At 49.3% G+C, this 15,457-nt stretch carries 15 protein-coding genes; 5 read left to right on the top strand and 10 right to left on the bottom strand.

The annotated features are described in order from the left end of the window. Positions 1-18 precede the first annotated feature (18 nt). Positions 19-918, bottom strand: coding sequence for a DMT family transporter (locus KNO73_RS11530; RefSeq protein ID WP_215112513.1), 900 nt, complete (start codon positions 916-918; stop codon positions 19-21). Between the two features lie 337 nt (positions 919-1,255). Here KNO73_RS11530 and abc-f point away from each other — a divergent pair, with 337 nt between their 5' ends. Beyond that, a complete protein-coding gene (gene abc-f, locus KNO73_RS11525) occupies positions 1,256-3,100 on the top strand; it encodes a ribosomal protection-like ABC-F family protein (protein WP_215112512.1) in 1,845 nt (614 codons plus the stop codon). 25 nt (positions 3,101-3,125) lie between these two features. Here the strand turns inward: abc-f and KNO73_RS11520 are convergent, their stop codons facing one another. Both KNO73_RS11520 and KNO73_RS11515 read right to left on the bottom strand, forming a co-directional pair. Next, positions 3,126-3,290 carry a hypothetical protein gene (locus KNO73_RS11520; RefSeq protein WP_167365511.1) on the bottom strand — a complete coding sequence of 55 codons (165 nt, stop codon included), beginning with the start codon at positions 3,288-3,290 and terminating at the stop codon, positions 3,126-3,128. Between the two features lie 569 nt (positions 3,291-3,859). Beyond that, the gene (locus tag KNO73_RS11515) at positions 3,860-4,708 is read right to left on the bottom strand and encodes a Cof-type HAD-IIB family hydrolase (protein WP_215112511.1); all 849 of its coding nucleotides are present in this window, start codon (positions 4,706-4,708) and stop codon (positions 3,860-3,862) included. 166 nt (positions 4,709-4,874) lie between these two features. Here KNO73_RS11515 and kynU point away from each other — a divergent pair, with 166 nt between their 5' ends. From kynU to KNO73_RS11495, 4 genes are all read left to right on the top strand, one after another. Then, positions 4,875-6,149, top strand: a complete 1,275-nt coding sequence (gene kynU / locus KNO73_RS11510; RefSeq protein WP_215112510.1) for a kynureninase — start codon at positions 4,875-4,877, stop codon at positions 6,147-6,149. A gap of 13 nt (positions 6,150-6,162) precedes the next feature. Then, a complete protein-coding gene (gene kynA, locus KNO73_RS11505; protein WP_012727549.1) occupies positions 6,163-7,002 on the top strand; it encodes a tryptophan 2,3-dioxygenase in 840 nt (279 codons plus the stop codon). A 15-nt stretch (positions 7,003-7,017) separates the two neighbouring features. Beyond that, a complete protein-coding gene (gene kynB / locus KNO73_RS11500) occupies positions 7,018-7,641 on the top strand; it encodes an arylformamidase (RefSeq protein ID WP_215112509.1) in 624 nt (207 codons plus the stop codon). 99 nt (positions 7,642-7,740) lie between these two features. Continuing rightward, positions 7,741-9,069: a sugar phosphate nucleotidyltransferase gene (locus tag KNO73_RS11495; protein WP_215112508.1), complete on the top strand. Its 1,329-nt coding sequence runs from the start codon at positions 7,741-7,743 to the stop codon at positions 9,067-9,069. Between the two features lie 54 nt (positions 9,070-9,123). Here the strand turns inward: KNO73_RS11495 and rbsB are convergent, their stop codons facing one another. The 7 genes from rbsB to KNO73_RS11460 all read right to left on the bottom strand — a co-directional run bounded on the left by rbsB (position 9,124) and on the right by KNO73_RS11460 (position 15,420). Next, entirely contained in the window at positions 9,124-10,035 is a 912-nt protein-coding gene (rbsB, locus tag KNO73_RS11490; protein WP_215112507.1) for a ribose ABC transporter substrate-binding protein RbsB, read from the bottom strand. A gap of 23 nt (positions 10,036-10,058) precedes the next feature. Further along, complete coding sequence (locus KNO73_RS11485) at positions 10,059-11,024, bottom strand: ABC transporter permease subunit (protein ID WP_012727561.1); 966 nt, start codon at positions 11,022-11,024, stop codon at positions 10,059-10,061. Between the two features lies 1 nt (position 11,025). Beyond that, positions 11,026-12,504: a sugar ABC transporter ATP-binding protein gene (locus KNO73_RS11480; RefSeq protein ID WP_215112506.1), complete on the bottom strand. Its 1,479-nt coding sequence runs from the start codon at positions 12,502-12,504 to the stop codon at positions 11,026-11,028. A gap of 11 nt (positions 12,505-12,515) precedes the next feature. Next, positions 12,516-12,905 carry a D-ribose pyranase gene (rbsD, locus tag KNO73_RS11475; RefSeq protein WP_215112505.1) on the bottom strand — a complete coding sequence of 130 codons (390 nt, stop codon included), beginning with the start codon at positions 12,903-12,905 and terminating at the stop codon, positions 12,516-12,518. Then, a complete protein-coding gene (rbsK, locus tag KNO73_RS11470) occupies positions 12,905-13,789 on the bottom strand; it encodes a ribokinase (protein WP_215112504.1) in 885 nt (294 codons plus the stop codon). Before rbsK ends, rbsD begins: the two co-directional genes overlap by 1 nt. A 3-nt stretch (positions 13,790-13,792) precedes the next feature. Beyond that, complete coding sequence (locus KNO73_RS11465) at positions 13,793-14,770, bottom strand: LacI family DNA-binding transcriptional regulator (RefSeq protein WP_211782117.1); 978 nt, start codon at positions 14,768-14,770, stop codon at positions 13,793-13,795. A gap of 107 nt (positions 14,771-14,877) precedes the next feature. Beyond that, positions 14,878-15,420 (bottom strand): GNAT family N-acetyltransferase, encoded by a 543-nt coding sequence (locus KNO73_RS11460; RefSeq protein WP_215112503.1) that lies wholly within the window; start codon positions 15,418-15,420, stop codon positions 14,878-14,880. Positions 15,421-15,457 lie beyond the last annotated feature (37 nt).

The raw sequence follows: 15,457 nt of genomic DNA, 5'->3' as shown, positions 1-15,457 counted from the left end.
AGGGCGTCCGTTTTGTCGTCAAAGATTTCGTTCTGAAGTGGGCAGTTGTTGTCTTCGTTCCGCAAACGTCGACCACGTCACCGCCGTCATGATACAACCGGCACCGATAAAGAAATTCAGATGGAGCGTTTCGTTCAAAACGAGCCACCCGAGCGTCCCACCAACCAAGGGTTGAAAGAAGAAAAAGAGTGACCCGACACTCGCATCCATCAACTCAAGTCCTTTGTTCCAAAAGAAAAACGCTCCTGCCGTCGATACGACACCGATATAGAGAACACTGAGCCAAAGGACACCATTCAATTCTGGAAAGCCGTTTTGAATGACCTCTATACTCATCAAAGGGGTCATCAACAACCAGGCAACTCCAATCGCAAACGTCGTCAGTGTCAACGTCGATAAGGTCTGTGTTCCGATTTTGACGTAAATGGACATGAGCGCCCACGTCACGGCGGCTAATACGAGTATAAAACTGCCTAAGCGATACGTCCCTTCCCCTTCCCAACCGACGACGATGAGAACACCGACCGTTGCCAGCCCAAGCGCTCCAATCTTGACAGGAGTCAGTCGTTCTTTCAATAAGATTCGGGCAAATAAGACCATGAAAGCTGGTGTCGCTGCGGTCACAAGGGAGCCGGTATGTGCATCCGATAGCTTCGTTCCGATAAATTGAAACGAAATCGAAGCGACGTATCCAATGACGCCGACGAGTCCGATCCACTTCCAATCCGCCCGTCGAATCGATTCCCGTCCAAACCGAAACCAAACGACGAAAAGGACCATAAATGCAACAGCGTATCGTAACCAGACGAACGTGAACGGTTCAATATATGCGAGCGCATATTTACTGACCACATACATCCCGCCCCATATACTCGCCGCAAGTGTCAAACTGAGTGCTCCTAGCCATTCTTTCCTCATTTCTTCGCCTCCTCGATGGCGACTATATACGACATCCTTGCTTCCATTTCCTTTATTTTCATTTATTTTCATTGTCAGTCGTAAGAAAAACGCTTACAATCAAGATATAGATGAATGAAAGGAGGGAGAAAGGTGAAATTTGTCGGACGTACGCATTGGACAACTGAACATTTGTACATTTTGCGTGCGATTTTTCACGATGTCGCTTAATCAAGGGACCCGTCTGTCCTTTTTTAGACATTGCTGAATATACGACAAAGCGCCTCTCTCTTTCTAAACCGAGCGCTTCTTTGTGCTCGGTTTTTTTGATAGGCCCTAACTTTAGGAGGAACCTATTATGTTGATCGATCTTCAACACATTCAAAAACAATACGGTGGGCACACCGTTCTCACAGATGCGAATTTATTCATGAACGAAAACGAACGAGTCGGTCTTGTCGGCCGAAACGGCAGTGGCAAAACGACGCTTTTACGAATCCTTGTCGGCTCTGAAGAGCATGACGCCGGTACGATTTACCGCCGACAACGACTCTCTATCGGCTATTTGGTGCAGCTTCCTGACTACCCTGGACGCAGTGGTCGTGACGTCCTCTATACTGCTTTTGAGGAAGTGACTCGCCTGAGTGAAAAAATGTCTTCCCTCGAGCAAGAGATGGCGACGTCCGAACAGCTCGAACGCCTTCTCGAATCATACGGTGCCATTCAAGAACAATTCGAACATGCGGGTGGATATGTCTACGAGTCAAAAATCAGCGCAATGATTGATGGACTCAAATTGACCTCATTCGTGGACCAACCGTTCGATACGCTAAGCGGGGGCGAGCGTACAAAAATCGGTCTCGCCTTAGCACTCCTTCAGGAACCAGAGCTACTCATTTTGGACGAACCGACGAACCATCTAGATTTAGAAGCGATGACTTGGCTCGAATCCTATTTACAGGATTACGATTCAGCGCTCCTCATCGTCTCCCATGACCGGGTCTTCTTAGATGCGGTCGCCACACGAATCGTCGAGTGCGAGGATGGAGAATTGACGAGTTATCCTGGGAATTATACGGACTTCGTTGCCCAAAAAGAAAAACAGTTGCTTGACCAGTTTCACGCTTACACGGAGCAACAGAAGAAAATCAAAAAAATGAAGGAAACGATCCGGCAGTTGCGGCAATGGGCCAACGAGGGCAATCCGCCGAATGAAAAGTTCTATCGTCGCGCCAAATCGATGGAAAAGGCTCTCGAACGAATTGAACGAATCAAGCGACCACAACTCGAAGCCGAGCAACCGAATATCCAGTTCACGACGAACGGGCGAACCGGGCGCGACGTCTTCGAAGTAAATGACGTGACACTTATCTATGATCGTCCTCTATTTGAAGACGTGCACTTCTACACAGGGTACGGGGAACGCGTCGCCATCGTCGGACCGAACGGGAGTGGAAAGTCTTCGCTTTTGAAAATATTGCTCGGTGAAGTTATCCCGCAAGCCGGAACCGTAAGGCGAGCCGACCAAGCCAAAATCGGCTATCTATCGCAACACATCACGTTCGATGAGTCACATCGCTTAATCGAGGCGTTTCGGGACCGGATTGCAGTCGATGAAGGCAAAGCGAGACACCTTCTCGCTCAATTTCTGTTTTACGGCGCGAGTGTGTTTAAACCGGTCACGAATTTGAGCGGCGGGGAGAAGATGCGACTCATGCTTGCCATCCTCGTCCATGAAGAAATCAATGTCCTTGTCCTAGATGAGCCGACGAACCACCTCGATATCGAATCGAGAGAGGCACTTGAAGAGGCACTCGAACGTTTCCCTGGAACGGTCGTTACGGTTTCCCATGACCGCTACTTCTTGAATAAGCTGTTCCCTATCACGTATTGGCTCGACGGGACGATGACACGTTTCGAAGGTAACGTCGCCTATGCCCTCGACAAGCGTGGACAGGCATCGAAAGATGAACCTAAAACGGAACACATCAAACGATCAAAATCGCTGAAGCAGACGAAACCCGCTCCATCTACGGTTGATGAGGAAACTCACCTGACCCAATTAGAGACAGAACATCGGGCACTGCTCCAACGGATGAATGAATTGGATGACCTTGATGAATTGATGGCGTTACAACGACAAGTTGATGCATTGCAAAAAGAAATCGATGACGTGATGACACGTTTGCTCGAATCTTTATAACCTAATATAGAGAAGCGGCACCCAATCAAGGGCGCCGCTTCTTTTGCTCGAATCGAATCTGTATGAAATAGCCGATGACCGCGATAGCCATCAACCCAATTGGGAGTATGCGGTAAAGACCTTCCATCGTTCCCGTTGTCAAAAGAATCACTCCACTAAGGAACGTCCCAAACCAATATAGCTTTGGCATATGATCCCTCCATCGGTTGCATTCACTCAATAGGATACCACAAGAAAAGCGCCCTCACTCGGCGCTTTTCTTGATTCTCTAGTCCCCGGACTTTCATCCAACCAAGCCCTTGCTCGATTGACCGTCCCATCCATGATTTGGTTCGACTAGAGATGTCCAAGCCAACGTGACGCATCATTCCAATCCGTTCATCGTCCATTGGTTCACCAATTGTTTTTCATTCGAAAACATGAAATTGAATAGGTGACTCATAGACATTTTGATCGAATGGGCACGAGAGGACTTGGCACCTATGATGTCCACTTCTGACGCGGATCATGTGGAATTCCGTATACAAACAGTCTGTCTGGTATGCTTGCTCGTATGGCAAGCAGAGGCCGACGCATCATCGTTTGGAATACACGATTCACGTTCATGTGGGCTTTGCCCATTCCTTTCATCCATAAGCGACAGGTGACGAAAGTGCCTCCCCGTTCCCCGACTCATTTCAGAAAGTGAATGGTTACATGTATACAATATCCGTTTTAAGTGAGATTCAATCCTCGTTCACGATTTCTCCATAATCCAATTCATACATAATGCGTCAGCGCGTAAGCGACCCCGTCCTCTTCTACATCCTTTGTAATATGCGTGCTCAAATCTTTTAACGGATCCACAGCATTCCCCATCGCAATCCTTGTTTCTGCCACTTCGAACATCGACACATCATTCAGATTGTCTCCGATGGCGACGACATCACGCATCGGAATCTGATAATGCTCAGCTAGCTGTTTCAAGGCTGCGCCTTTACTCGCATGAGGATGTCCGATTTCAATTTTCGTCCACCCCGCAGTCGTAATCAAAATATCGTTCCGTGGTTCATAGATTTTACGCAACCGGTGTAGCTTTCGGCGATCGAACGAATAGACAAACACCTTGTACACTTCATCTCGTTCAAAGTCGATGTCTGCCATCGAATCCATATATGTCAGACCGAACTGCTCATTTTGGATTTCAATCTCACGTTCCGCCCACTCACGGGTGAACGATTGATCATGTGGCAACACCTCATTGAGTTCCCGTTTTAATAAATCACTCCCTGAACGGAGTACTTTCACTCCCGCATTCGTATAAAATTCGACGTACGCATCATCTGCGTTCGCGATTTCCCATAGCTCGTCTACAACCGTTTGATCCATCGCATGATAGTAAATTCGCTCGTTCTCATAAAACCCGATTGCTCCGTTACCTGACAAAATCGGACAGACGAGGTCACTTCGCTTCAACAGCTCCTCGATATCATGAATCGAACGTCCTGAACAAATCGTGACGATATCACCCTGTTCTTGCCGACGACGAATCGCCTCCTGGTTTGCCTTTGTTATCACGCCCGTGCGCGATAACAGCGTCCCGTCTAAATCAATCGCAATCAATTTCATATCGTTCCCTCCTCCTTAGTTCTTTTCCCGATTCAACTGCGTAAAACACGATGAAGGGAATACCAATGTGTATGATGTCTACCTGCCCTCGTTGTTTGTTGACTTCCTTATGTCCGATTGCTACGATTTTGACAACGTACAAGCTTTAAAGGGGGAATATGGGGAGATGAACGATTTCACACGTGCTTACGCACAACAACTAGACAAACAAGACCCGCTCGCATCGTATCGGGAAGAATTTTATTTACCGGAACACGGGATTTATATGGATGGGAATTCACTCGGTCTCTTATCGAAACGAGCCGAGCGCACACTCCTTGAATCGCTTGCGGACTGGAGAGAGCTCGGGATCGACGGCTGGATGTCAGGTCGCCATCCTTGGTTCAACTTGTCCGAAGAGTTGGCCGCACTGAACGCGCCGCTCATCGGTGGAAAGCCGGAAGAAGTGATGGTCACTGGTTCGACGACCGTGAACTTGCATCAACTCGTCGCATCGTTCTTCAAACCGGATGGCAAACGCACGAAGATTTTGGCAGACGCCCTCACGTTCCCGTCTGACATTTACGCTTTAAAGAGCCAGCTCGAATTGCGTGGACTCGACCCTTCTGAGCACCTCGTTCAAGTCGACAGTCCGGATGGGCGCTTCTTGGTAGAAGACGACTTGATTGCCGCGATGACCGACGAGATTGCCCTGATCGTATTGCCGACCGTCCTCTATCGCAGTGGTCAGATTTTAGATATGCCTCGTCTAACGAAGGCGGCACACGAGCGTGGAATTTTGATCGGCTTCGATGCCTGTCACTCCGTCGGCGCCATCCCTCATGACTTCCACGACTGGGGTGTCGACTTCGCATACTGGTGCAACTATAAACATTTGAACGGGGGTCCGGGAACGGTCGGGGGCTTATTCGTTCATGAACGTCACTTCGGCACGACACCTGGACTCGCCGGATGGTTCGGTTCGCGCAAAGATAAACAGTTCGATATGGACCATACGATGACACCGGCCGAACATGCCGGTGCGTTCCAAATCGGAACACCACACGTTATGAGCCTAGCTCCTCAACTTGGCGCGCTTGAGATGTTCAACGAGGTCGGGATGGAAGCGATTCGTCAAAAATCACTCGCGCTCACGACGTATATGATGGATTTGATCGAAGAGATGCTCGCACCTCACGGATTCTTCATCGGTAGCCCGACTGACACACGACAGCGCGGCGCTCATTTGAGCCTCGAGCATCCCGAAGCGGCACGCATCTGTAAAGCGTTGAAGAAACATCACATCATCCCTGACTTCCGCGCACCGAATATCATCCGTCTCGCGCCGGTCGCACTATATAATACGTTTACCGACGTATATGACGTGATCGTGACGTTGAAGAAAATCATGGACGACAAAGAATATGAGGCGTTCGAGAACGTCCGCGAAGTGGTCGCATAAGGGAGGAACTGTCATGAGTGAACGCACAGAACATAAAGTAGAAAAATCGATTCAAACAGATTTCTCAAAAGACATGTCGTACGGGGACTATCTCCAGCTCGACCCGATTTTATCAAGTCAACATCGCCTTTCTGACCATCATGATGAGATGCTGTTCATCATCATCCATCAGACGAGCGAGTTGTGGATGAAACTCATTTTGCATGAATTGACAGCAGCCACGACGGCCATCACGAACGGGGAGCTCGAACGTTCGTTCAAGATGCTCGCCCGCGTCTCGAAGATTCAGCAACAACTCATCCAGTCATGGGGCGTCCTCGCGACGTTGACACCGGCCGAGTATTTAGAGTTCCGAGACCAACTCGGCTCGTCCTCTGGTTTTCAGTCTTACCAAAACCGACAGATCGAATTCGCACTCGGCTTCAAAAACGCACGGACGCTCAGTGTTTACGCACACGATGAAAAATTGTATCCATTGCTCGAAGGCTCGCTACAAGCTCCTAGCATTTATGATGTGACGGTCCGCGAAATGCATCGTCGGGGTCTATCGATTGATGCGAGCGTGCTCGAACGTGATGTCACCCAGGACTGGGAATGGAATGAAAGTGTCGAGAAGGCATGGGTCGAAGTCTATCGAGACGTCGACACGTATTGGGACTTATATGAGCTCGGTGAAAAGCTACTCGATATCGGTAGCCAGCAACAGATGTGGCGCTTTAACCATATGAGCACCGTGGAACGCATTATCGGACAGAAGATGGGGACAGGTGGTTCGTCTGGCGTGAACTATTTACGTCGCGTGCTCGACCATCGCTTCTTCCCAGAACTGTGGACGGTCCGGACATCACTATAAGAGGAGCTGAATGCAATGACTTGGATTGATGTATCACAGCCACTTCATGCCGATGTTGCGACATGGCCGGGAGATACAAAATTTTCGTATGAAATCGCGTGGCCGATGGCAGAGAGTGGTTCCGTCAATGTCGGGAAGATGACATTGAGTTTACATCTCGGGACCCACATCGATGCACCGTTTCATTTTGACGACCATGGGAAGCGCGTGATCGACCTCGATCCGTCCGTATATATCGGACCAGCCCGTGTGATTCATCTACCGCATAAGGCAAAGATTGAAGCATCTGATTTGGATGGTCACGATTTGACTGGGGTGGAACGCCTCATCTTAAAAACGGATGGTTGGCCCGATAAGAGCGGCTTCCCCGAGACGATCCCTGAACTGACACCCGCTCTTGCCGATCGTCTCGGAGAACTCGGAATCTTCTTGATCGGACTCGACTTACCGTCCGTTGATGCGATTGACAGTAAAGAGATGGATGCCCATCACGCGTTAGCACGAAATGGTGTGCATATCCTAGAAGGACTCGTTTTAGACAATATCTTACCGGGAGATTACGATTTGAATGCCGTCCCTCTCCCAATCGTCGAAGGGGATGGAAGTCCCGTTCGTGCATTGCTTCGTCCTATATTGTAAAGAGATAGCCGGAATCGGCTGTCTCTTTTTTGATTAGACAGGGATAGTCCGACGTTTGGCGAAATAGATGAGAAACTCTATTTGAAGAGAGGACATTCGATGAAGATTCTATTATTATCTGGCGGTGATGGAAAAAGACTATGGCCACTTTCGAACAATTCGAATGCCAAACAATTCATTCGTTTATTGCCTAGCAGAGGTGGAACGAAACAATCAATGCTTGAGAGAGTTTATAATCAACTAAAAACACAAGATTTAGACACTAACGCTTTCATTATCACAAATGTTCAGCAAAAAGATTGTGTCATTCATCAAGTTGGCACAGATACTAATATCATTTCCGAACCAACTCGTCGTGATACATTTCCCGCTATCGTTCTCGGGGCAAGCTATTTAAACGAGCAACATGTGCCTCTGGATGAAACGGTACTTGTGATGCCGGTCGATGCTTACGTCGACCTCCGCTTCTTTGAATATTTCCCTCAAGTCGATGAAGCAGTCCAAGCGAACGATGATGCTTTGCATCTAATTGGGGTCACACCCCTTCATCCGACATCAAAATACGGATATATCGTTCCAGACGAGACGGCCCAAATGTCCTCGGTTCGCCTATTTCAGGAAAAACCGACCGTCGATGTAGCAGAACAGTTGATTGGACAAGGTGCCCTTTGGAACTGTGGAATCTTTGCTTGCAAGTTACATCTGTTACTTGATGAACTAGCAGAACGAAACTTACCGACAACTTATTCAGACCTCACTTCACGCTATGACGAATTAGAAAAGACTTCGTTTGACTATGCCGTTGTCGAACATACAGAGTCGGTATTCGTTCACCGCTACGATGGCGATTGGAAAGACTTAGGAACATGGAACACATTGACTGAAGAAATGACGTCCACAACTCACGGTCAAGTCGAACTGTTCGAATCGACGAACACACATGTGATCAATGAATTGAACCTTCCTTTGATTGGGATTGGGCTAGAAGACCTTGTCGTCGCCGTCAACGCGGATGGAATTCTCGTCTCGAAGAAAGAGGCGACCCCGCAGCTGAAAGATTATCTCGCCTCATCCGACGACTATCCAAAATTCAAATGGAAGCGATGGGGGCAGTCGGAAGTCATCCATCATGAGACACTCGCCGATGGGCATCACAGTGTGACACGTCGCATGCTCGTTCAAGCAGGGAAAGAACTCAGTTACCATTATCATGAAGAGACCGATACAATTTGGACGATTCTCCAAGGCACAGCAATCGTGACGATTGATGGAGAATCATTTGAGGTAAGACCGACCAATGCCATCTCAATTCAACGCGGAAAAGCACATATATTAAAAGCAAGCGAAACCGTCATTTTAATAGAAGTGCAGTACTCTTTAAAATATATGAACAACGATACACAATTTCTCATTTCCCCATATAAATAAAAATGACCTCACGAGCTCTACCCGAAATCAAGGCATCGTGAGGTTTCTACTTACTTATTTGATTAATTCGAGTTCGACCGGGATGTTCTCTTCCACCGTTTCACCTTTCAAGTGGGTGATTGCCGCTTCTACACCCAACTTCCCAATCTCAGCTGGTTTTTGGGCAACCGTTGCTGCCATCGTCCCACCTTCGACCGCTTTGACGGCATCATCTGTCGCATCGAATCCGATGACTTTCACGTCACTCATTCCAGCCGCTTCGAGTGCTTGAACGGCACCGAGTGCCATCTCATCGTTATGTGCGAATACAGCGACGATGTCTTTATTGTCCTGTAGGATGTTCTCCATGACCGTCAATCCTTCTGCACGGTCAAAGTTTGCCGATTGTTTTGCCACGACTTCCAATTTCCCATCGATGGCTTCGTTGAATCCTTGTCCGCGGTCACGTGTCGCAGACGCTCCTGGAACCCCCTCGAGCTCGACGACTTTTTGCCCTTCGCCTACGAGTTCGACCATGTAGTCACCCGCCAGCTGTCCACCTGCGACGTTATCTGATGCCACGTGGGCGACGACGTCCCCTGTTTCAGCGTTACGGTCTACCGTGATGACAGGAATGCCTGCATCGTTCGCTGCTTGTACCGCTGCACCGACCGCTTCTGAATCTGTCGGGTTGATGAGAATCAAATCCATCCCCTTTTGAATCATGTCTTCGACGTCGTTCACTTGTTTCGCGGCATCGTTTTGCGCGTCCGCTACCGTCAACGTCGCATCCATTTCGTTCGCCTGTTCTTCCGCGCCTTCTTTCAATGCGACGAAGAACGGGTTGTTCAATGTCGAGATAGATAATCCGATCTCATAATCCCCATCTTTCGTTTCCGTCTCAGAAGATGACCCCGGTTGTTCAGTCGAGCAAGCTGCCATCAGTACCATTGTCAGTGCGAGTAGCCAAGCTGTCCATTTTTTCATGTTCCGTTTTCCCCTTTCGTGTGTTACGCGTTTTGTCGACGATCAAGCAATACTGCAAACAATATAACTGCACCTTTTACGACGAGTTGGAAGAAAGATGATACGCCGAGAAGGTTCAATCCGTTGTTGAGCGTTCCGATGATCAGCGCCCCGATCAACGTCCCGACAATCCAACCTCGACCACCCGCTAGGCTCGTTCCCCCGAGAACGACCGCTGCGATGGCATCGAGTTCGTATGACGTTCCTGCCGTCGGTTGTGCGGAATTAAGGCGCGATGTCAAGATGATGCCTGCGAGTGCCGCAAGCATACCCGATAGGGAGTAGATCATGATTTTGACTTTATTGACGCCAATCCCCATTAATTTCGCCGCTTCTTCATTTCCACCGATCGCGTACGTGTGACGACCAAATGTCGTCTTCTTCAAGATGAAATACAGGACACCGAATGCGAGTAGCATCGTCAATGCCGGTACTGGAATGATCCAGAAGTAGCCGCGTCCGAGCATCTCGAACCAACCGGAATTTCCGAGACCCGTAATCGGTCGTCCGTCTGTATAGACGAGCGTCAAGCCCCGATAAATGGTCATCGTAGCCAATGTCGCGATGAACGGTGCCACTTTCCCGTACGTGATGACCGCCCCGTTAAAGGCCCCGAGAACGGCACCTGCAATCAAGCCGAGTGCGACGGCCATAACCGCATGTTGACCGTCCACCATCATGCCTGCCACTAGTGCAGAAGCGAGCGCCAAAATCGACCCGACCGATAAATCGATTCCCCCTGTCAAGATGACAAACGTCATCCCGAAGGCAATCAAGGCATTGATCGACACTTGGCGGAGTACGTTAAAGATATTATTTAATGATAAAAATCCTGGTTCGAGCGCCGTCACGACGACAACAATGACGAGCAGACCAAACAGCGGTCCTAGTTTTTGCCCCCATCCGAGTCGACCCGGGCGCTTCAGTCCGGTCGTTGCTTTCAATTCCATATCATTGCCCTCCTGTCGCATACGTCATTACTTTTTCCTGTGTCGCCTCATCTTTCGTGAGCGTCCCGGTCACCACACCTTCTCGCATGACGACAATCCGATCGCTCATCCCGAGTACTTCCGGTAAATCAGAAGAGACCATGATGATGGCGACGCCTGATTCCGCGAGATCGCTCATGATGTTGTAAATCTCTTTCTTGGCACCGACGTCGACGCCTCGGGTCGGCTCATCCAAAATCAAGACGTCTGGTTCGACACCTAACCATTTGCCGAGCACAATCTTCTGTTGATTCCCACCAGACAACGACTTCACTTTTTGTTCCATCGAATGATGTTTGACCCGCAATTTTTGTAAGTATGTCTCGGCGAACGTCTCCTCCTGTTGCTTCGAGATGACAGACCCTTTTGCTCGTTTATCGAGTGTCGGGAGCGACAGGTTTTCTCTTAGCGAGAAATCGAGGAGTAAGCCTTCCCCTTTTCGGTCCTCTGTCAAAAACGCGATGCCGTGCTTGATGGCGTCGGCCGGAGTTTTGATTCGAATCGGTTGCCCGTTCAGTTTGATGACTCCCCCTTTGTGCGTGTCTGCTCCGAATAAGGCACGCATCACCTCGGTCCGTCCCGCTCCCATCAATCCGGAAAACCCGATAATTTCTCCGGCACGGACGTTGAACGATACGTTGTGGAACCGGTTACCGATTAAATCATCCACCTCGAGCACGACGTCCCCGAGAGTCGCGGTACGTGTCGGATAGCGTTCCCCAATCTCGCGACCGACCATATCGCGCACCGTTTCCTCAAATGAGGTGTCCTGAATCGTACGAGTCGAAATGGATTGTCCATCCCGAAGTACCGTGATTCGGTCGCATAAGTCAAAAATCTCTTCCATTCGGTGTGAGATATAGATGATGGACACGCCTTGATCTCGTAAGGCACGAGACACGGCGAAGAGCGCCTGGATTTCGCGATCCGTCAACGCGGCCGTCGGTTCATCCATGACGATGACCTTCGCATCTGTCATGAGCGCCTTGGCAATCTCAATCATCTGTTGCTGACCGACCGATAAGTTGCGTGCCACTTCATCGACATCCATGAACACGTTCAATTCAGCCAAGTATTCTCGAGCACGTCTGGTCATCTCCTGCTGTTTGACCATCCCGAACGGTCCTGTCAGTTCTCGACCCAAAAATAAGTTTTCTGTCACCGTCATCTCCGGTAAGATATTGAGCTCCTGATGGATGAAGGCGATGCCTTCTTGCTCCGCTTCTTTTGGGTGCTTGAATTGACGTTTCGTGCCGTCGATGAGAATCTCACCTTCATCCTGCGCATGCAGACCGGTCATCACCTTCATCAATGTCGACTTTCCGGCCCCGTTCTCGCCCATAAGCGCATGAATTTCTCCAGGCAACAGTTCGAAATCGACTCCTTTTAAGACGGAGACTGGTCCGAACGACTTATGGATGCCTTTCAACTGAATACGCATCGAATCCCCCCTTAAAAAATGACCCCGGCGTGTAAGATGACGTTGGCGTAAGGTGTCGCTTCTCCAGTTCGAATGACCACTTTCGCTTTTGCGACCTCTCGTTTGAAATCTTCATGTGAACACATGTTGATGCTCTTGTACCGTTCTTTCAGTGAATCCGCAATCGTCGGGTTGTGTGTGAGGATTTCCTCAGCAATCGTGATGCGCTCTACGACCAAATCCGATTCGACGACATCGAGCACCTCAAGAAAGGAAGGTTCCCCGATGCGGAGACTAAGATCGACCCGCTTTACCCCGTCTGGAATCGGTAGCCCACAATCGGCGATGACGACGCGATCCGTATGCCCGAGGTCGGCAAAGATTTTTGCTAAATGACTATTCAAAATTCCTTGTTTTTTCATCACACGCGCTCCAATCGTTGTTGTACATCTTGTCGTGTCGGCATACCACCTTGTGCACCGAAGCCTTCGACACTCATGCCGGATGCGACTACGGCAAACCGTACGGCCGTCTCCAAATCATCTTGTTCGATGAGGGAGACAGCGAGCGCGCCGTTGAACGTGTCACCAGCTCCTGTTGTGTCGACGACGTTTGCTCGGATGGCTGGCACATGCCGCACGTCTTGTCCGTCATGGAATCGAACACCATGGACGCCTTCCGTGACGAGTAATTTGTTCGGATAGCGTTTGAGAACATCATCTACGGATATTCCGTTGAATAAGTCACGGCACTCATGTTCGTTCGGCGTCAAGTATGTGACGTCTTCAATCACTTCTGGTGGAAGCGGCTGAGAAGGTGCCGGATTGAGCAGCACTGGGATTCCTTTCGCTTTACAGTAAGAGGTCACTTGCTTTACCGTCTCGATTGGAATTTCGAGTTGGAGGAGCACGAATGCCTGCTCGTCAAGAAGGTGTTCGAGTTCCTCATCTGTGAAAACGACTCGTTTGTTCGCCGATTGGACGACGACGATCGAATTATCTTCCTCAGCCAATACGATATGGGCCGTACCCGTCACTTCATCCCGTATGATTTGAACATGTGTGACATCGACATCGTGTCGTTTGAAGTTTTCAACCACCTGTTGTCCGAACGGATCACTTCCAACGCAACCGACCATCTGTACAGTGCCGCCTAACTTGGAAGCAGCGACTGCCTGGTTCGCACCTTTCCCCCCTGGAACGGTACGGAACGATTCACCGATAACCGTTTCTCCAGCTTGTGGACGTTTGTCGGACGTGACGACAAGGTCCATCGATATACTGCCAATGACAACAATGCGTTTCATTCTTTATCTCTCCTTCCGCTTTGTCGTGTGTCGTTCAAGTAACGTGACCGGTAACAGCATTTCTCTCGGTCGTGTGTCTTTCTTCTCAATCAAATCGAGCAATCGCTCGGTCGCGAGTCGCCCCATCTCATAGATCGGCTGGACGATGGTCGTCAGCGGCGGAGACGTCATCTCGCCTAATTCGATCCCGTCATATCCGATGACCTGTAGCTCTTCTGGGACACGAATGTCTCGACGGACTGCTTCCTGTAATACGGCGGCTGCAATCACATCGTTCGCTGCGAAAATGCCATCGAATGGCCAAGCATGGTCGAACAGCTCTTGGGACGCTTTCAAGGCGTCTTTGAACGTGAACGTGGACTCGGTCATCCCGACGAGCTTCTCTCCCGCTACTTCGACAAATCCTTCGGTTCGGCGTTTGACCGTTTTGAGATGATCCGGTCCGGCAATGTGTGCCAGTCGTGTCGCACCACGTTGTAACAGCGTGTCGGCCGCCAACTTTCCACCCTCATATCCATCTGATACAACGGCGTCGATCCCCGCTTTTACGATTCGGTCTAGTGCGACCATCGGTAAATCCAACGTCTCATAATTCGGATTGTGCGAATGGTTTGTGGTGATAATCAGGCCATCGACGTGCATCGTTTGCAAGGCGACTAAATACGTCTGTTCTTTTTCAAGTTGTTCATCCGTGTTACATAAGACGACTTGATACCCATGTTGATTGGCGACATCCTCAATCGCCCGAGCCAGCTGTGGAAAGAACGGGTTCGTGATATCTGGCATGATAAGTCCAATCAAATTCGACGATTTTTTATAGAGCGAACGAGCAACTCGGTTCGGCGCGTAATTCAGTTCCGCAATCGCCTTTTCGACCGCTTCTTTCGCCTCTTCGCTCACATATCCGCTTTTATTCATAACGCGTGATACGGTCGCCACTGAGACGTTCGCATGTTTTGCTACTTGTTTGATGGTCGCCATTTGACATCCTCCGTTCTGGAAACGCTTACAAAAACATCTTAATGTGTAACCGGTTACATATCAAGGGATTTTTATGATTTCATGAAAAAACACATTGAAATCGTGCTTCAATGTGTAGAGAACGTCGGATTTAATTGGACATGGACGAGGTTTTCTACCGTTCGTCCGTCGAGTCGGGTCAATTCTTGTGTTTTCGTGAACGCATAAGTGAACCCACACTTCTCAACGACGCGTCGCGATTGATCATTGAAGCTGAAGTAGCCGCACCAAATCCGTTCTAGTCCTAACGCTTCAAATCCGAATCGGATCATCGCCTGAACGGCTTCTGGTACGTAACCATTTCCCCAATAATCTGGACTGAGCACATAACCGATCTCACGCTGTGCATCATGTTGAATCGACGAGTCTGGTCTTCGGTCGTGTAACCCGATGCTACCGATCACTTGCCCGGTCTCTTTCAAGACGATGGCCCATACACCTGCTTCCTCGATAAACAATTGAATGACGTCCCTTGTTTCTTCAATCGATTCATGAGGTGCCCAACCGGCCATCGGTCCGACTCGCTCATCTTTTGCATAATGATACATATCCTCTGCGTCCTCTAGCGTAAATGCTCTTAAGACCAACCGTTCTGTCTCCATCTTGATCATATAAACCCATCCTTTTCCTTCAAGTTGTTTCCTCGCC

The sequence above is a fragment of the Exiguobacterium sp. s83 genome, assembly GCF_018617095.1.
GTDB classification, from domain to species: domain Bacteria; phylum Bacillota; class Bacilli; order Exiguobacteriales; family Exiguobacteriaceae; genus Exiguobacterium; species Exiguobacterium profundum.
Note: the sequence above shows the minus strand (reverse complement) of the source record. Positions and strands in the feature narration are given on the sequence as shown.